The following is a 17469-nucleotide window of genomic DNA, read 5'->3' on the forward strand; positions in this document are numbered from 1 at the left end:
TGTCTGAAATAGGCGGGGAAGCAACGCGCTTCTCCGTTTTTTTCGTAAGTCTATCATTGGCTCTTTTAATAGAAAGAGTTGTATAATAAAAAAAGATTTAAAAATCATACTTGGAGGTTTTCTTTCATGGCAAAAATGACAGTTAAAGATCTTGACTTGAAAGACAAGAAAGTTTTAGTTCGTGTGGACTTCAACGTTCCTGTTAAAGATGGCGTGATTACTGATGACACTCGTATTAAAGCGGCGTTACCAACAATCAACTACATTTTAGAACAAGGCGGAAAAGCTATTCTGTTCTCTCACCTTGGTCGTGTAAAAACAGAAGAAGATAAAGCAGGCAAATCATTAAAACCTGTAGCTGTTCGCTTAAGCGAATTATTAGGTAAAAATGTTACATTTGTACCTGAAACTCGTGGCTCTGAATTAGAAGCAGCGATCGCAGACATGAAAGACGGCGACGTAGTTGTATTTGAAAACACTCGTTTCGAAGACATCGACGGCAAAAAAGAAAGCGGCAATGACGCTGAACTTGGTAAATACTGGGCTTCATTAGGCGACGTGTTCGTTAATGATGCATTCGGTACTGCTCACCGTGCTCATGCTTCAAACGTCGGTATCGCTTCTACTGGAATCCCAACTGTAGCTGGATTCTTAATGGAAAAAGAAATCAAATTCATCGGCGAAGCTGTTGAAGAACCTAAACGCCCTATGGTTGCAATCCTAGGTGGCGCTAAAGTTTCTGACAAAATCGGCGTAATCAAAAACTTGATTCCTAAAGCTGACAAAATCTTGATCGGTGGCGGAATGACTTATACATTCTACAAAGCTAAAGGTATGGAAATCGGTAACTCATTAGTAGAAGCTGATAAAATCGAATTAGCAAAAGAATTGATCGAAGCAGCTGGCGAAAAATTAGTTTTACCAGTTGACTCAATCACAGCGGCTGAATTCTCAAACGATGTTCCAACTGAAGAACATACTGGTGATGTTCCAGCAGGACAAATGGGTCTTGACATTGGACCAGAATCAATCGCTTTATTCTCTGAAACATTAAAAGGTGCTAAAACAGTTGTATGGAACGGACCTATGGGTGTGTTTGAAATGAGTAATTTTGCTCGTGGAACAATTGGTGTTTGTGAAGCAATCGCAAACTTAGAAGGCGCAACTACTATCATCGGTGGTGGGGATTCTGCAGCTGCAGCTGAACAACTTGGCTTTGCTGATAAATTCACTCACATTTCAACTGGTGGCGGTGCAAGTCTTGAATTATTAGAAGGTAAAGAATTACCTGGTCTTGCAGCAATCAACGACAAATAAAAACCTTACTACCAAAAAAGGAGTTTTTTTAAATGCGTAAACCTATTATTGCTGGTAACTGGAAAATGAACTTAACTGCTTCAGAAGCAAAAGATTTTGCAGAAGCAGTAAAAAACAACATTCCTGCAAACGATAAAGTGGATTCAGTTATTGGATCACCAGCTTTATTCTTACAAGAATTAGTAGAAGCAGCTAAAGGCACAGAATTAAAAATCTCTGCTCAAAACTGCTACTGGGAAAATGCTGGAGCATTCACTGGTGAAACTTCACCTGCAGCTTTAGCTGATCTTGGTGTGGACTATGTAATCATCGGCCATTCAGAACGTCGTGAATACTTCCACGAAACTGATGAAGAAATCAACAAAAAAGCCAAAGCTATCTTTGCAAATGGCATGTTACCAATCCTTTGCTGTGGTGAAACTTTAGAAACATACGAAGCTGGTAAAACAGCTGAATGGATCGAAGGACAAATCAAAGCTGGTTTAGCTGATCTTTCTGCTGAACAAGTTTCAAGCATGGTTATTGCTTATGAACCAATCTGGGCTATTGGTACTGGTAAATCTGCTGACGCACAAATCGCTGACGAAATCTGTGGCGTTGTTCGTTCAACAGTTGAAGGTATCTATGGTAAAGAAGTTTCTGAAGCTGTTCGTATCCAATACGGTGGTTCTGTTAAACCAGAAAACATCACTGAATACATGGCTAAAGAAAACGTTGATGGAGCTTTAGTTGGTGGAGCTAGCTTGAAAGCAGATTCATTCTTAGCTTTATTAGAAGGCGCTAAATAATTTTCAGAAAATTACAGATTTTATTTGCAACTACTCGTAATTTTCACTAATATATGGTTATAAGGGCTAATACCCTATAAAAAAACAAAACTCAAAGGAGAGACAAAACATGTCAATTATCTCAGACGTTTATGCTCGCGAAGTCCTAGACTCACGTGGTAACCCAACAATCGAAGTAGAAGTTTATACAGAAGACGGCGCATTCGGCCGCGGTATGGTTCCTTCAGGTGCTTCAACTGGTGAATACGAAGCCGTTGAATTACGTGATGGCGACAAAGCTCGTTACGGCGGAAAAGGTGTTACTAAAGCTGTTGATAACGTAAATAACGTTATTGCAGAAGCTATCATTGGCTACGATGTACGCGACCAAGCTGCTATCGATGCTGCAATGATCGAATTAGATGGCACTCCTAACAAAGGTAAATTAGGTGCGAACGCTATTCTTGGTGTTTCTATCGCTGTTGCTCGTGCAGCTGCTGACTTCTTAGAAATCCCATTGTATAACTACCTTGGCGGATTCAACACTAAAGTATTGCCTACTCCTATGATGAACATCATCAATGGTGGATCACATGCTGATAACTCAATCGACTTCCAAGAATTTATGATCATGCCAGTTGGCGCTCCTACATTCAAAGAAGCTTTACGTTATGGTGCAGAAGTATTCCACGCTTTAGCTTCAATCTTAAAATCAAAAGGTTTAGCTACTTCAGTTGGTGACGAAGGTGGATTCGCTCCTAACCTTGGTTCTAACGAAGAAGGTTTCGAAGTAATCATCGAAGCTATCGAAAAAGCTGGCTATGTACCTGGTAAAGACATCGTTCTTGCTATGGATGCTGCTTCTTCAGAATTCTACGACAAAGAAAAAGGTGTTTACGTTTTAGCTGACTCAGGCGAAGGCGAAAAAACAACTGAAGAAATGATCGCATTCTACGAAGAATTAGTTGCTAAATACCCAATCATCTCAATCGAAGACGGCTTAGACGAAAACGACTGGGAAGGTACTAAAAAATTAACTGAAGCTTTAGGCGATAAAGTTCAATTAGTTGGTGACGATTTATTCGTTACGAACACTCAAAAATTATCTAAAGGTATTGAAATGGGCGTTGATAACTCAATCCTTATCAAAGTTAACCAAATCGGTACTTTAACAGAAACTTTTGAAGCTATTGAAATGGCTAAAGAAGCTGGCTACACTGCAGTAGTTTCTCACCGTTCAGGTGAAACAGAAGATTCAACAATTGCTGACATCTCTGTTGCTACTAATGCTGGTCAAATCAAAACTGGTTCTCTTTCACGTACTGACCGTATTGCTAAATACAATCAATTATTACGTATCGAAGACCAATTGGGTGATGTTGCAGAATACAAAGGTATCAAATCTTTCTACAACTTAAAAAACAACCCATTCATCGCTAAATAATTAGCAAATGCAAATCAAAGAGCTGTGAGGATATCCCTCACAGCTCTTTTTAGATATCTAAAAAAGCCGTAAGAATTTTTATTCTTACGGCTTTCTTTTTTACAATTGATGCATGGCTTGTAAGGCATGGGCAACTGTTGGGTGTTGCTTTGGTGATTGATGTTTTTGTTTTTCCCATAATTGCTGGAATTGTTTTTCTACTTCTGGTTGCATAGATGTGAAAATTAATTGTTGGTTATTCAACGCTGCGACTGAGAAATAGTCAGCAAAGATATCTAATGCCGTTAAATCGATGCTGGGAACACCGCGTAAAGAGAAAATCAAGCCTTCTTTATCGAAGACCTGGTCTAATTCTTTTTTCAACTGGCTGGCAGACATAAAGAACAAGGGGCCAGTGATATACATGACAGCCCAATCGGAACCGGCGCTTGAATTAGGCAGAGCCATGCGATCCCAATCGATTTCTTCCGTTGTAATTGAAATCCGTGCACTTTTAGCAATAAAGAAAATACAACCGCAGATAATCCCGACGACGATTGCGATACTTAAATCAAAAATGATTGTACATAACATGGTGACAAAAAATAAAATTAAAGCCATACGTTTCTTTTGAGTGATCATATTTTTGATCGTAGCCCATTCATGCATACGCCAACTAGTAATCATTAAAACACTAGCTAGAGCAGCCATTGGAATTTGCGACATGATTGGTGCGAAGATCAACATAGATAGAAATAAGAACAAGGCATGAAAAATTCCAGTTAAGCGAGTTTGTGCACCAGATTTGATTGCGACGCTAGTCCGTGCAATCGCCGCTGTAGCAGGAATACCGCCAAAGAAAGGTAAGATGATGTTCCCAATACCTTGGGCAACTAATTCTTGATTGCTGTCTAAATCTTTGCCCGTCATTCTACCAGCCGAAGCACCGCAGAGTAAACTTTCAATCATTCCGAGCATTGCAATGCTAATTGCCGGAACGATCAAGGATTGAATCATCGGCAAATTCAATTGTGACAGTTTCAAGTGGGTACCGGTTAATAGAGACGTTGGGATCGTCCCAATCTTTGCAACGGGCAGTTTGAAGACGACAGTAACAAAGGTGGACAAGATGATCACCACTAATGAGCCGGGCAAGACTTGATTCCATTTTTTAGGATAAAAAATTAAAATCAATAAAACAATCAGACCTAACAAAACGGTTGGAATATCAGGTGAAAAACCTAGTGACGAATAACTGAGCAGCTTTTTAATTGCTGAATCACCGGTTGATGTAGTCCCGAAAAAGTTATCGATTTGGCCTAATGCAATAATAATGGCGATCCCTGAAGTAAAACCAGTAATAACAGGTGATGGGATAAATGAAGTTAAACTGCCTAATTTAAATATTCCGGCAAGTAATAAAAAGATACCCGCAATAAATGTGGCGACTAAAACACCTTCTAGGCCTTGAGTAGCAATAATGCCCATTAAGACAGCAGCCATGGCACCAGTTGGTCCGGATATCTGATAGAAACCACCAGAAAAACTCCCAATCACGACTCCCGCAATAATAGCAGTGACCATGCCTGCAGCGGCATCTGCTCCGCTAGAAACCCCAAAAGCTAAAGCTAGAGGCAAGGCAACAGCAGCAACAGTTAGACCAGCTAATAGATCTTTCTTGAGCTTGTCTAAAGAATAATGTGAAAACTCTTGTTGCAATAAATTTTTGTAACGTTTGATTATCATACACTCCTTGTTGAAAACACGACAAAAGCCCGTATGAAACGGACTTTTAGTTGATTTTCAAATTTTTAAAAACCATTTTTAACTATAAAATAGTAGAAATAAAAGTACAATGGTTTTTCTTTGATTCTTAGGAGACTCTTTCTTGTTTGTTAAAAAGTGCGCATGTATTCCAGCAATTATTCAGCATTTTTTGAGTTCTTTTGATATACTTAGAACAATAAAATCAATTTGAGGAAGTGATTGTTTGGCAAAGGATGAATTGCAACAGCATTTGGATAAAGGAAGATATGGTTCTCCTAAAATCAATCCTGATGAGCAAAGAAAATATTTAGGCACATTTCGTGAACGGTGTCTCGTAAGTATGACTGTCCGAGAAATGAGTAATCAAACTGACTGTGAACATCTATTGATGGAGATCAAAAAGTATCCGGAAGGTAAGTTATTGATTAATGGAGAAGTAGCGGAAAAGGTGCAGCAAGCCTTTATCAAACTAGCTTCTAAAAACGCAGTTGATTTTACGATTGTCAATGATGCTACTGTTGAAAACGAAGATAGCATTGGAGCGTTACTAGTAACAGATCATGCGGTCAATGAAGAAATCATCGATATTGAAGAAAAATATCCAACGGATAAAACAATTACAGAAGCAGAACCGAAAGAGAAAAAAAGCTTTTTTGGACGGCTATTTGATTAAATAAAAATAAGCTGTAATTAATTTCTGTTGACATTTTCGGCAAGTGTGGGTATTATACTGCTTGGGCACCCTTTTAGTAAGGGTCAAGTGTTTAGTGAATTCATAGCTCCCTATTCAGTTTGGATAGGGAGCTTTATTTGTTTTTTCTAGACGTTTCCTGCAAATTAGTATGAAGGAGTTTTATCATTTATGACAAAGTATATTTTTGTAACTGGCGGCGTAGTTTCATCAATCGGGAAAGGGATCGTGGCAGCTTCACTGGGACGTTTGCTTAAAAATAGAGGATTGAAAGTTACTATCCAAAAATTCGATCCTTACATCAATGTCGATCCAGGTACGATGAGTCCTTACCAACACGGAGAAGTTTTTGTAACAGATGATGGTGCTGAAACGGACTTAGACTTGGGTCACTATGAACGTTTTATCGACATCAATTTAAACCAATACTCCAACGTAACGACAGGAAAAATCTATTCAGAAGTTATTCGTAAAGAGCGTAAAGGCGAATATCTAGGTGCAACAGTTCAAGTTATCCCACATATCACAAATGAGATCAAATCAAAAATCATGCGCGCGGCTAAAATGACTGATTCAGATGTGATCATTACCGAAGTCGGTGGAACAGTTGGGGATATCGAATCTTTACCATTCCTAGAAGCTTTACGTCAAATGAAAGCAGAAGTTGGTGCGGACAACGTAATGTATATCCATACAACATTGATTCCATACTTAAAAGCTGCTGGCGAAATGAAAACTAAACCAACACAACACAGCGTAAAAGAATTACGCGGTTTAGGTATTCAACCAAATATTTTAGTCGTTCGTACGGAACAACCTGTTTCTCAAGGAACAAAAAATAAATTAGCGCAATTCTGTGATGTTGATCCAGAAGCCGTCATTGAATCACGCGATGTTGAAACATTGTACTCTATTCCATTGGCATTACAAGCACAAGGAATGGATCGAATCGTTTGTGAACATTTAAAAATCGATGCACCAGAAGCAGACATGACAGAATGGCGTGCGCTTGAATCAAAAGTCTTGAACCTTAAGAAAAAAGTTAAGATCGCTTTAGTTGGTAAATATGTTGAATTACCAGATGCTTATATTTCTGTTGTTGAAGCGTTGAAACATTCCGGTTTTGCTTTTGATTCAGATATCGAAATCGATTGGGTCAAATCAGAAGATGTGACACGTGAAAATGTCGCTGAAAAATTGGCAAGTGCTGATGGTATTTTAGTACCTGGCGGATTTGGTGATCGTGGGATCGAAGGAAAAATTGAAGCGATTCGTTTTGCTCGTGAAAATGACGTCCCATTCTTAGGAATTTGTTTAGGTATGCAAATGGCCTGCGTAGAATTTGGTCGTAATGTCGCTGGACTTGAAGATGCTCATTCAGCAGAAACAGTTCCAGGTGTAAAACACAATATCATTGATTTAATGGCAGACCAAGAAAATGTAGAAAACCTTGGTGGAACATTACGTTTAGGTCTATACCCATGTAAATTGAAAAAAGGTACCAAAACTGCAATGGCATACAATAATGAAGAAGTAATCCAAGAACGTCACCGTCACCGTTTTGAATTTAACAATCAATACCGTGAAATGTTTGAAGAAAAAGGCTTGGTCTTCTCTGGTGTCTCTCCAGACAATCGTTTAGTTGAGATCGTAGAAATTCCTGAAAATAAATTCTTTGTCGGATGTCAATTCCACCCAGAATTAATTTCTCGTCCAAATCGTCCTCAACCATTAATCAAAGCTTTTGTCGGTGCATCATTAGAAAGTAAAGAAGCAAAATAGTAAAAAAGACTGAAAGGATTTGAATCCTTTCAGTTTTTTTTTGTAAGAAAAGAAAAAAAGTTGCAATGTAAAGGTTTTATCGGATAGTTGGGAGTAGCAAAGCGAGCGAATATTTGTTAGAATTAACACGTTAGTTAAGCAAGGCTTAACCAAATAGTAAAAAACCTTAGGAGGAATTTTTTATGCCAGTAGTATCAGGAGCAGAATTTCTAAAAGCTGCACGTCAAGGCGGATATGCAGTAGGTGGATTCAACACAAACAACTTAGAATGGACGCAATCAATTTTAAAAGCTGCAGAAGCTAAAAAAGCACCAGTTCTAATCCAAACTTCAATGGGCGCTGCAAAATACATGGGTGGTTACAAAGTTGCAAAAGACTTAATCACTAACTTAGTTGATTCAATGGGTATCACTGTACCAGTTGCAATCCACTTAGACCATGGTGACTATGAAGCTGCTTTAGAATGTATCGAAGTTGGCTATACTTCAATCATGTTCGATGGTTCTCATTTACCATTTGAAGAAAACTTGAAATTAGCTAAAGACGTAGTTGAAAAAGCTCACGCTAAAGGTATCTCTGTTGAATGTGAAGTTGGTTCAATCGGTGGTGAAGAAGACGGAATCATCGGCGCTGGTGAATTAGCTGACGTTGAAGAATGTAAACAAATGGTTGCTACAGGTCTAGATTACCTAGCATGCGGAATCGGTAACATTCACGGTGTATACCCTGAAAACTGGAAAGGTTTAGCATTCGACCACTTACAAGAAATCGCTGATGCTGTAGGTTCTGAAGTACCTCTAGTATTACACGGCGGTTCTGGTATTCCTCAAGAACAAATCGAAAAAGCTATCTCAATGGGTATCTCAAAAGTTAACGTTAATACTGAATTCCAATTATCATTTGCTAAAGCAACTCGTGAATATATCGAAGCTGGCAAAGATAAAGAAGGAAAAGGCTTTGACCCTCGTAAATTGTTAGCACCAGGTGCTGCTGCAATCGTTAAAGATGCTGAAGAACATATCGACTGGTTCGGTTCAGCAAACAAAGCTTAATTTGTTTGAATCAAGAAGATGTATGCCAACTATTGGCATGCATCTTTTTTTACATAGAAAAAGAAAAAATTAATTGTTTAAACATTTACAGAGTTATTTAAAACGTTTTTCTAATATTCATCTTTAAAAGGTTTTTGTAAGGCTTTTCATTTAACAATCTTCTGAGTTTTGGGAATGCTTCCTTTTTATGCTGGTAATAATATGCTAAAATAATTCATGATCTATCAACTTAAAAATAATTAATTAGGTGAATATAAATGAAAAAAATTGAAATCCATGGCGGAAAGCCATTATCAGGTAATATTACAATCAGCGGCGCTAAAAACAGTGCGGTCGCATTAATTCCAGCAGCAATTATGGCAGATTCTCCTGTGACTTTAGAGGGGGTTCCCGATATCCAAGATGTTCATTCATTGATTGAGATTTTAGAGATCATGGGTGCAGAAGTTACTTTTGAAAACAATCGAATGGTCATTGATCCGACGAATGTTAAATCAATCCCGATGCCGAGCGGCAAAATCAATTCTTTACGTGCTTCTTATTATTTTATGGGATCTTTAGTTGGTAAATTTGGTGAAGCCGTCGTAGGATTACCAGGAGGCTGTTTCTTAGGTCCTCGTCCAATCGATTTGCACATCAAAGGATTTGAGAGTCTAGGGATCAATGTATCCAATGAATTAGGAGTAATTTATTTACGAACAGAAGAAGGCGGCATGAAAGGCGACCGCATTTTTATGGATGTGGTTTCTATTGGTGCGACTATCAATGTTATGTTAGCGGCCGTAAAAGCTAAAGGAAAAACAATCATTGAAAATGCTGCAAAAGAACCCGAAATCATTGACGTTGCTACATTGTTGAACAACATGGGTGCGAAAATTCGCGGAGCAGGTACAGATGAAATTAGAATCGAAGGTGTTGAAGAATTGCATGGCTGTGTGCATTCGATCATTCCTGACCGAATTGAAGCAGGGACTTATTTAGCTTTAGCAGCCGCAATTGGTGAAGGCGTAACAGTCAATAATGTCATCTATGAGCATATCGAAAGTTTCATTGCTAAGTTAGAAGAAATCGGTGTAGAGATGAATATTTCTGAAGACAGTATTGAAGTCTTACCATCGAAAAACTTAGAAATGGTTGATGTGAAGACATCACCATATCCTGGTTTTGCGACGGACTTGCAACAACCTTTGACTCCGTTATTACTAAAAGCCAAAGGTTCGGCAGAAATCATCGATACAATCTATTCTAAACGTGTCAATCACATTCCCGAATTGGTCCGCATGGGTGCTGATGCACGCGTAGAAGGAAATATGATCGTATTGAATGGTCCAAACAAATTACATGGTGCAGAAGTAGTCGCTTCTGATTTACGTGCAGGTGCGTGCCTTGTGATCGCTGGATTGATGGCCGAAGGAAAAACAACGATCTATAACGTAGAATATATTTTACGTGGATATGATCATATTATTGAAAAATTGACAGCTCTTGGTGCGACTATCGAAATGATCGATGAGGAAGAGGCAGAGTAAATGAGCGATTATTTAACAATGGCGGAACTTGAAAACAAGACGCTAAAAGAAATCTATGCTTATGCTAAAGATTTCAAAATTCCCTATTACAGTCAAATGAATAAAAAAGAATTATCACTGTCTGTGATTCGTGCTCAAGCAGAAAAACAAGGATTCTTCTATATGGAAGGCGTCTTAGATATCGTAGGACAAGATGGCTATGGTTTCTTACGCCCAATCAATTATGGCTCAAGTGCAGAAGACATCTATATTTCTTCTTCACAGATCCGTCGTTTCGGTTTGCGAAACGGGGATTTGGTTGCGGGGAAAGCGCGACCGCCAAAAGAATCTGAACGCTATTATGGCTTGATGCATGTTGAAAGTGTGAACGGAAAAGACCCAGAAGAAGCAAAAGAACGACCACATTTTCCAGCGTTGACGGCGTTATATCCGGAAGAGCAATTAGTTTTGGAAACGACATCTGGCCGCTTATCGACTCGAATGATCGATATTTTTTCACCAGTCGGTTTTGGCCAACGTGGCTTGATCGTGGCGCCACCCAAAGCAGGTAAAACAACGATTCTAAAAGAAATCGCCAATGGTATCACAGACAATCATCCAGATGTTGAATTAATCGTATTATTGATCGATGAGCGTCCGGAAGAAGTAACTGATCTAGAGCGTAGCGTCAAAGGCGAAGTCGTATATTCTACCTTTGATCAACAACCGCAAAATCATACCCGCGTTTCTGAATTAGTTTTAGAACGTGCGATGCGTTTAGTAGAGGACAAACGTGATGTAGTGATCTTAATGGATAGTATCACGCGTTTAGCTCGGGCCTATAACTTAGTAGTTCCACCAAGTGGACGTACGTTAAGTGGGGGGATCGATCCAGCCGCTTTATATAAACCGAAAAAATTCTTTGGTGCCGCTAGAAATATCGAAGAAGGCGGAAGTTTAACGATTTTAGCGACGGCCTTAGTCGATACAGGCAGTCGGATGGATGATGTTATTTACGAAGAGTTCAAAGGAACCGGAAATCTAGAATTGCAGCTTTCTCGTGACTTAGCTGAACGTCGTATTTTCCCTGCTATTGACATCAAAAAATCAGGGACTCGTAAAGAAGAATTATTGATGCCGGCCAATCGTCTCGAAGAAATTTGGAAAATTCGCAATAATATGGTCGGTGATTCACTAGAGTACACCGCACAATTTATTAACTTTTTGAAAAAATCTAAGAATAACGAAGAAGTCTTCAAAGCATTCAAGGACGTTTCTTTCGGTGGAAAAACTCCCCGTCGAAATCAAAAAAGATAATTGCATTGTTAGATTATTCATGATAGTATATTCATGTTGCGAATTGCAAAAATAACTCTGAACCAGCAAATGATTCAGGGCAAAGGAGCGAAAAAAACTATGAAACAAGGAATTCATCCAGAATATCACCCAGTAGTATTTATGGACTCAACTACAGGTTTCAAATTCTTGTCAGGTTCTACTAAATCTTCACAAGAAACAGTTGAATGGGAAGACGGAAATACTTACCCAGTAATCCGTGTCGAAGTTACTTCAGACTCTCATCCTTTCTACACTGGTCGTCAAAAATTCACTCAAGCAGATGGACGTGTGGACCGTTTCAACAAAAAATACGGTCTCAAAGACGCAAACGCTGCAGAATAATCAAAACATTGTTCATTCAACGTTTAGCAGACTATCCACTTTGGATAGTCTGTTTTTTTTGCGTTTTGACCATACCGAAACTCATTCTTTTTTTTGATCAGCTTCCTTCATAAAATTAGTGAATCGACATCCTGATCCTTTTAGTTCAAAGAACAATATAGTACGAATTTGAGTATATATAAATAATACCGCGTGTATAGCCACGCTTCAATATAATAAAAAGTACATTTTTTCATTTGTGGTTTATTCCGTATTTTGCTATGATTTTTTATAGTAAAAAGTTTTAAGAGATTGAAAATATGAAACCAGATGCGATTGAAGTAGGTACGAGAATCAAGATAATAAGAACGGATTTAGGATACAGTATGTCACAATTTGGAGAATTAAGATCGAGACAGAAAAAACTGCTGCATATCTAAGTCAAAATTATTAATGATTATTTGAAAGATTGTTTGTGACAAACTCCATCTGAAGAGACAGTGAGAAACGTTGACATGCCAGTCTGTAATCGGATATTTTTAAGTTTTTATCGCTTATAGTTAGCCCCCTGTTAGAACGGGGCATGCACAGCGGCGCGCCGCTATTCAATAGGCAAAATCCCCAAGAAGGGTGATTCGCTTAAGGCGAAACCCTTCTTGGGAATTGCCTAGAATATGAAAATACTTTATTTTTTCTGATTTAGAATGAGTATTTCGATGTACTATAAAAAATGAAGCACTGTAAACACAAAATGTAAACAAAGTGAGTGATGTTGAAGTATGTACGTTCAAGAGATGATCAACACTATTAATTACGAAAAACGACGAGAGAAAAATTCGGGTGCTAGATTCAAAAAATGTATTTTTCATATTCATACACCTGCATCTTATGACTATGGTCTTTTCGAAAAATTTGATGTCAGCAAGATAAAATTAGAGCAGATTGAGGAGTTGTTGGTTGAGAAAGGATTTCCAACCAATTATTTATCCAACCATGGCTTTGATTCTTTATTAGAAACAGATAACGCTATATTCAGTGTTATTCAACAAGGGCTCTTCTTTTTAATGGCATTTGTTCTTCTGAAAGAGGAAGTGGAAATGGCGGTTGTTATGGACCACAATACAATTCAAGGAGTTAAGCAATTACAAGCTACTATTGATAAACTCTATAAAGAGAAATCTATAGAAACTCCAGTTTATACACATGTAGTACCAGGTATTGAAATATCTTGTTCTGATAAAAATCACGTAGCAGCTTTTTTTCCAGACGATATGAAAGAACTAGAGGATTTCTACATAAAATTACAAAAAACCATTGTTGATGAAGAAGGAGGAACCTATGAACCGGCTCTCCACGTTCTAAAGATGATTAGTGAAAGTAATGGGGTAGGTTATATTGCGCATGTCAATAGCTCTAACATTTTTAAAGATTCTTTAAGCGGTGCTTATAAAAAAGAGCTTTTTTCTTTAACTTCAAAAGTATTACTTGGACTTCATAATATTACTGAAAAGAATACGCAATATTACTTTGATAAAATCAATGAAATTCGATCAGAAAAATCACCAAGCCTTTTTATTCTGGATGAAGACTCTCATACTATTAACGATTTAGGAACAAAGCCGATGTGGATCAAAGGAAAAAAAGTTGGGTTTAAAATGTTAGTTACTGCTTTAAACGATTATAATCAATCTTTTTCTTTGTCACTTCCTAAAAAACCTGTATCTTATATCTCTGCATTATTTGTAGAAGGATGTGGATTTCTTAAGTGTAATGACAATACACCTTTAGTTTTTAAATTCTCAGAAAGAATGAATGCTTTTATTGGGGGTCGAGGTTCTGGAAAAAGCACGGTGCTTAATTGTTTAGATTATTTAACTTCGCAACAAGTTTCAAATGATTCAATCTTAAAAAATATTTTCTCTCAAGGGAGTATCCTTGTTGAATATGTTTTCAACGGGAAAAAATATTACATTTCAAATCTGGGTGGAGATCCGGAGTATAATCAAATAGAGGAAGAGATTGAAAGACGAAGAGGTCTACATGACTACAATCATAACGCAAAACTAAGGTATAAGAGAAAACGAGCAATACGGGATAGTATCCAGCTTTGGAGGTATGATGGTAATGAACTACGCGAAGTGACGAAGAAAAAAACAGCAATGCTGGATGCAATGTTTATCAATGTTTTTGCTATATCCGACTTAGTAAATGCTGCTGAATCGAGAGATAAATTAAACAGCTTTATTCAAGAAATTTTCGAGAAACAAGAAACTATTTCGAATAAACCACGAGCAAGATTCAGAAAGAAGACAGTATCGTTAAACACAATAAAATATGCAATCAATAGAATGGACATCCTTCTTGAAAAAAGAAGAGATATCATCAATCAAGTTTTAGTAAAATTGAATTCTAATAATACTGATATGTTAAACGTTAGCTACTTACAGTTGGAACAGACTGATTATCATTTTCCTTGGGAGAAAATTTTTAATCTGTCTCCTGACAATGCACATAAGTTCTATAATAAATTTGGTATAACCAGAGGAGAATTAGTAAACTTTCTGAATCTAAGAGGAAATGATATTGGTGTTTGGAATTTGGTTCTGAGTATTATTGATAGATCCTACGATACAATCGGATTTAAAGAACTCAAACAATTTCTTCCTACGGATTTTGAAGTATTGAGTTCTGGTAAGTTGAACTTATCAGAAATTGCGAATACTAACAAATTACTTAACGAACTCCGTAGATTGATAAAGATAAATGTATATCTATCACTCCAAGAAATCAATGAGTATTATTCTGAGGTTGATATTTTTGAGTTGAAATTCAATATCAATAATAATAGTTTAGCTAATTCGAAAAAGTCTGTTTGGAAAAAGGTTTCCGATCTATCAATGGGACAAAAGGTAGTTGCGTTATTAAATTTTATATTGGCATATAATAATTTTATAGGAGATACAACACCACTTGTTATCGATCAGCCTGAAGATAATCTTGATAATGTTTATATATATGATAATTTAGTTAAGAAACTTAGAGAAATAAAGGGTACACGGCAAATTATTGTTGCTACTCATAACTCGACGATTGTTATGAACTCTGGGGCTGAACAAGTTTTTGTACTTAAATCTGATTCCGATCACGGATGGCTAGATAAGGCGGGTTTTTCTGGAGATAGACATATAAAAAAAGAGGTTATTAATATACTAGAAGGTGGGCCAGAGGCATATAAAAGAAAAGTTTCTATGTATGAAGAATTAATATAATAAAATTCTCACTAATTCAATTAATTCTAATTAGAAAAGTGTTTTATTGATAAGTGAAGAAACATTAGGGGGTTATATTTATATATATATTAAAATGTTAAATTTGTATATTATTACTTTTTAGTAACCGAGGAATAGTAAATTTATTAGTATTGTAAAAAAGAATACTGTATTTAATTAATACACTGGCGAGTATTTTTTGACCATACTTTTGACCTTCTCAATCAAATTTTACTGGGTTGCATTAGATTTTTAAATTCCTCAAGAATCCCGTATTTACACTGTTTTCTGTTTATTAGATATCACTAGAGAGCAATCCAGCTCTCAATACGGTCTCAAAGACGCAAACGCTGCAGAATAATCAAAACATTGTTCATTCAACGTTTAGCAGACTATCCACTTTGGATAGTCTGCTTTTTTTATTTATCTGGTTTGATGTGTGTCTTTTGAAAAAGCGTCATGACTTAAAAAAATTGAAAGTATTGCTACAATAGAGTAACAAGTGTTATGGAGAGGGTGATTTTAATGAAAGTAGTTTTTCATGTAGATGAATTAGAAAAATGGTCAGAAGCTGCTAAAAATATCAAAAATTTACTAAAATTGAAACCTGATACTGAAATTATTTTAGTCGTTAATGGAAGTGGGATTCAAAGTTATCAATTAAAAGCAGCGCATGAGTTTATCTCGAGTTATCCAATGGTTTCTTTTCATGCTTGTCAAAATGCTTTGAAAGCTTTTCATTTAGAAAAGTCGGATTTACCTCAGGGGGTAGAAGTCGTACCAGCGGGTGTGATCGATTTAATTGAATTACAGGAAAAGGGCTATGCCTATATCAAGCCTTAGAAACGAAAAAAATCTCTTTGATCCGTCTTAAGCGTAACTGCTTTAAGAACGTAATCAAGAGATTTTTTTTACTTATTTTAGGAGTTTGATTTTGAAGGCTACTTCCATTTTAGAAAAAATTTTGGATGAAACGTTATCTTTAGAGTGTTTTTAGTATGTTGATATGTTTCTACATTCATCTGAATAAAATTTCATGTTATTTTTTATTGACAGAAGTGAAATTTATTGGTAAAGTTCTTTTTGTCAAATCGTAACAGTTACGAATTACTGAGTGTAAATCGGAATGGAAGGAAGCAAAAAAGAATGGCTAAGAAATCTAAAATCGCAAAAGCGAAGAAGCAACAAGAAATGATCGAAAAATATGCTGAAATACGTATGGAGCTAAAAGCTAATAAAGATTATGCAGGTTTAGCAAAACTTCCAAAAGATTCAAATCCAAATCGTCTAAAATTACGTGATCAAATCGACGGACGCCCTCGTGGATACATGCGTAAATTTGGGATGTCACGTGTTAAGTTTCGTGAATTAGCCCATAAAGGCGTGATTCCAGGTGTGAAAAAAGCCAGCTGGTAATCAATTAAATAAAAGTATAGCATAAAAAATCAAAGTAACAATATGAATATTAGGAGGAATTACCTTGGCAGTACCAGCTAGAAAAACATCTAAAGCAAAAAAAAGACTACGTCGTACACATGATAAAATTGTAAAACCTGAAATTTCTTTTGATGATGCAACTGGTGATTATCACCGTAGTCACCATGTATCACTCAAAGGATATTATAAGGGCCGCAAAGTAATCGACAAGAAATAAGAGGTGAAGGTCTTGAATATCATTTATCCGCCACTTGTAGAACAAAGTTTTCATTTTTATCGTGAAAATGGTGAAGAACAATTTAGTAAAAGCGAATTATATCGCTCAATGGTGGAAAACCATATTATCACTGAAAATGGTTCTCCCACAGTTGAAGCAATTGAACGAGGATTGATTCAAGATTTTTATGAAGAACAGGGTCTGTCGTTTGATGAATTTTTGACAATCTACCCAATTTTTGAAGCATATGATCCTGAGCTTTTCCAAAACATCGATGGTTTTTGGGAGATGCCTGTATCATTGAAACAAGAATTATTAGCTCAATTAAAACAAGGTCAGTTCGACTATGATAGTAAAACGCAGCTCGAAGAGTATTTTAGCGAAAGATAATAGGAAAAGGTGAGTAAGAATGAGACAAAATATTATTTTAGAATGTGTTGAAACAGGAGAACGTTTGTACTTAACAAGCAAAAACAAACGTAACAACCCAGATCGTTTGGAATTAAAAAAATATTCTCCAAAATTACGCCGTCGTGCGATTTTCCGAGAAGTTAAATAGAAATTTAAAAGAAATAAGGTG

At 36.8% G+C, this 17469-nt stretch carries 16 protein-coding genes; 15 read left to right on the forward strand and 1 reads right to left on the reverse strand.

Going from position 1 to position 17469, the window contains the following annotated elements; all coding sequences use genetic code 11:
• Positions 1 to 126 precede the first annotated feature (126 nt).
• From ACKTSC_RS09080 to eno, 3 genes are all read left to right on the forward strand, one after another.
• Complete coding sequence (locus ACKTSC_RS09080) at positions 127 to 1317, forward strand: phosphoglycerate kinase (protein ID WP_407857414.1); 1191 nt, start codon at positions 127 to 129, stop codon at positions 1315 to 1317.
• Between the two features lie 32 nt (positions 1318 to 1349).
• Positions 1350 to 2105, forward strand: a complete 756-nt coding sequence (gene tpiA / locus ACKTSC_RS09085; protein WP_407857415.1) for a triose-phosphate isomerase — start codon at positions 1350 to 1352, stop codon at positions 2103 to 2105.
• Between the two features lie 109 nt (positions 2106 to 2214).
• Positions 2215 to 3528, forward strand: a complete 1314-nt coding sequence (gene eno / locus ACKTSC_RS09090; RefSeq protein ID WP_332653901.1) for a phosphopyruvate hydratase — start codon at positions 2215 to 2217, stop codon at positions 3526 to 3528.
• A 99-nt stretch (positions 3529 to 3627) separates the two neighbouring features.
• Here the strand turns inward: eno and ACKTSC_RS09095 are convergent, their stop codons facing one another.
• On the reverse strand, positions 3628 to 5253 hold the full coding sequence (locus tag ACKTSC_RS09095; RefSeq protein ID WP_407857416.1) for a SulP family inorganic anion transporter: 1626 nt from the start codon (positions 5251 to 5253) through the stop codon (positions 3628 to 3630).
• A gap of 244 nt (positions 5254 to 5497) precedes the next feature.
• Here ACKTSC_RS09095 and ACKTSC_RS09100 point away from each other — a divergent pair, with 244 nt between their 5' ends.
• The 12 genes from ACKTSC_RS09100 to rpmG all read left to right on the forward strand — a co-directional run bounded on the left by ACKTSC_RS09100 (position 5498) and on the right by rpmG (position 17448).
• Positions 5498 to 5947 carry a YueI family protein gene (locus ACKTSC_RS09100; RefSeq protein WP_332581201.1) on the forward strand — a complete coding sequence of 150 codons (450 nt, stop codon included), beginning with the start codon at positions 5498 to 5500 and terminating at the stop codon, positions 5945 to 5947.
• Between the two features lie 189 nt (positions 5948 to 6136).
• Positions 6137 to 7747, forward strand: coding sequence for a CTP synthase (locus ACKTSC_RS09105; protein WP_332581200.1), 1611 nt, complete (start codon positions 6137 to 6139; stop codon positions 7745 to 7747).
• A 182-nt stretch (positions 7748 to 7929) separates the two neighbouring features.
• Positions 7930 to 8799, forward strand: coding sequence for a class II fructose-bisphosphate aldolase (locus tag ACKTSC_RS09110; RefSeq protein ID WP_407857417.1), 870 nt, complete (start codon positions 7930 to 7932; stop codon positions 8797 to 8799).
• A gap of 257 nt (positions 8800 to 9056) precedes the next feature.
• The gene (locus ACKTSC_RS09115; RefSeq protein WP_407857418.1) at positions 9057 to 10328 is read left to right on the forward strand and encodes a UDP-N-acetylglucosamine 1-carboxyvinyltransferase; all 1272 of its coding nucleotides are present in this window, start codon (positions 9057 to 9059) and stop codon (positions 10326 to 10328) included.
• The gene (rho, locus tag ACKTSC_RS09120; protein ID WP_332654251.1) at positions 10329 to 11624 is read left to right on the forward strand and encodes a transcription termination factor Rho; all 1296 of its coding nucleotides are present in this window, start codon (positions 10329 to 10331) and stop codon (positions 11622 to 11624) included. It abuts the gene before it with no gap.
• Positions 11625 to 11723: 99 nt separating this feature from the next.
• Positions 11724 to 11987: a type B 50S ribosomal protein L31 gene (locus ACKTSC_RS09125; protein WP_216428725.1), complete on the forward strand. Its 264-nt coding sequence runs from the start codon at positions 11724 to 11726 to the stop codon at positions 11985 to 11987.
• Positions 11988 to 12745: 758 nt separating this feature from the next.
• The gene (locus ACKTSC_RS09130; RefSeq protein ID WP_407857419.1) at positions 12746 to 15235 is read left to right on the forward strand and encodes a Spaf_1101 family AAA-like ATPase; all 2490 of its coding nucleotides are present in this window, start codon (positions 12746 to 12748) and stop codon (positions 15233 to 15235) included.
• Positions 15236 to 15760: 525 nt separating this feature from the next.
• Positions 15761 to 16078 (forward strand): DsrE family protein, encoded by a 318-nt coding sequence (locus ACKTSC_RS09135; RefSeq protein WP_332581195.1) that lies wholly within the window; start codon positions 15761 to 15763, stop codon positions 16076 to 16078.
• A gap of 303 nt (positions 16079 to 16381) precedes the next feature.
• Complete coding sequence (gene rpsN / locus ACKTSC_RS09140; RefSeq protein ID WP_332581194.1) at positions 16382 to 16651, forward strand: 30S ribosomal protein S14; 270 nt, start codon at positions 16382 to 16384, stop codon at positions 16649 to 16651.
• A gap of 64 nt (positions 16652 to 16715) precedes the next feature.
• On the forward strand, positions 16716 to 16889 hold the full coding sequence (gene rpmF, locus ACKTSC_RS09145) for a 50S ribosomal protein L32 (RefSeq protein ID WP_332581193.1): 174 nt from the start codon (positions 16716 to 16718) through the stop codon (positions 16887 to 16889).
• Positions 16890 to 16901: 12 nt separating this feature from the next.
• Positions 16902 to 17279 carry a hypothetical protein gene (locus ACKTSC_RS09150; RefSeq protein ID WP_332654242.1) on the forward strand — a complete coding sequence of 126 codons (378 nt, stop codon included), beginning with the start codon at positions 16902 to 16904 and terminating at the stop codon, positions 17277 to 17279.
• Between the two features lie 19 nt (positions 17280 to 17298).
• Positions 17299 to 17448, forward strand: coding sequence for a 50S ribosomal protein L33 (gene rpmG / locus ACKTSC_RS09155; protein WP_332581191.1), 150 nt, complete (start codon positions 17299 to 17301; stop codon positions 17446 to 17448).
• Positions 17449 to 17469: the final 21 nt, after the last annotated feature.

Origin of the sequence: Enterococcus hailinensis (assembly GCF_045862035.1) — a bacterium.
Classification (GTDB): Bacteria; Bacillota; Bacilli; order Lactobacillales; family Enterococcaceae; genus Enterococcus_A; species Enterococcus_A hailinensis.

Coding starts and splice junctions, on each gene's coding strand:
- ACKTSC_RS09080 (WP_407857414.1), top strand. CDS start 127: ATGGCAAAAATGACAGTTAAAGATCTTGACTTGAAAGACAAGAAAGTT.
- tpiA (WP_407857415.1), top strand. CDS start 1,350: ATGCGTAAACCTATTATTGCTGGTAACTGGAAAATGAACTTAACTGCT.
- eno (WP_332653901.1), top strand. CDS start 2,215: ATGTCAATTATCTCAGACGTTTATGCTCGCGAAGTCCTAGACTCACGT.
- ACKTSC_RS09095 (WP_407857416.1), bottom strand. CDS start 5,253: ATGATAATCAAACGTTACAAAAATTTATTGCAACAAGAGTTTTCACAT.
- ACKTSC_RS09105 (WP_332581200.1), top strand. CDS start 6,137: ATGACAAAGTATATTTTTGTAACTGGCGGCGTAGTTTCATCAATCGGG.
- ACKTSC_RS09110 (WP_407857417.1), top strand. CDS start 7,930: ATGCCAGTAGTATCAGGAGCAGAATTTCTAAAAGCTGCACGTCAAGGC.
- ACKTSC_RS09115 (WP_407857418.1), top strand. CDS start 9,057: ATGAAAAAAATTGAAATCCATGGCGGAAAGCCATTATCAGGTAATATT.
- rho (WP_332654251.1), top strand. CDS start 10,329: ATGAGCGATTATTTAACAATGGCGGAACTTGAAAACAAGACGCTAAAA.
- ACKTSC_RS09125 (WP_216428725.1), top strand. CDS start 11,724: ATGAAACAAGGAATTCATCCAGAATATCACCCAGTAGTATTTATGGAC.
- ACKTSC_RS09130 (WP_407857419.1), top strand. CDS start 12,746: ATGTACGTTCAAGAGATGATCAACACTATTAATTACGAAAAACGACGA.
- ACKTSC_RS09135 (WP_332581195.1), top strand. CDS start 15,761: ATGAAAGTAGTTTTTCATGTAGATGAATTAGAAAAATGGTCAGAAGCT.
- rpsN (WP_332581194.1), top strand. CDS start 16,382: ATGGCTAAGAAATCTAAAATCGCAAAAGCGAAGAAGCAACAAGAAATG.
- rpmG (WP_332581191.1), top strand. CDS start 17,299: ATGAGACAAAATATTATTTTAGAATGTGTTGAAACAGGAGAACGTTTG.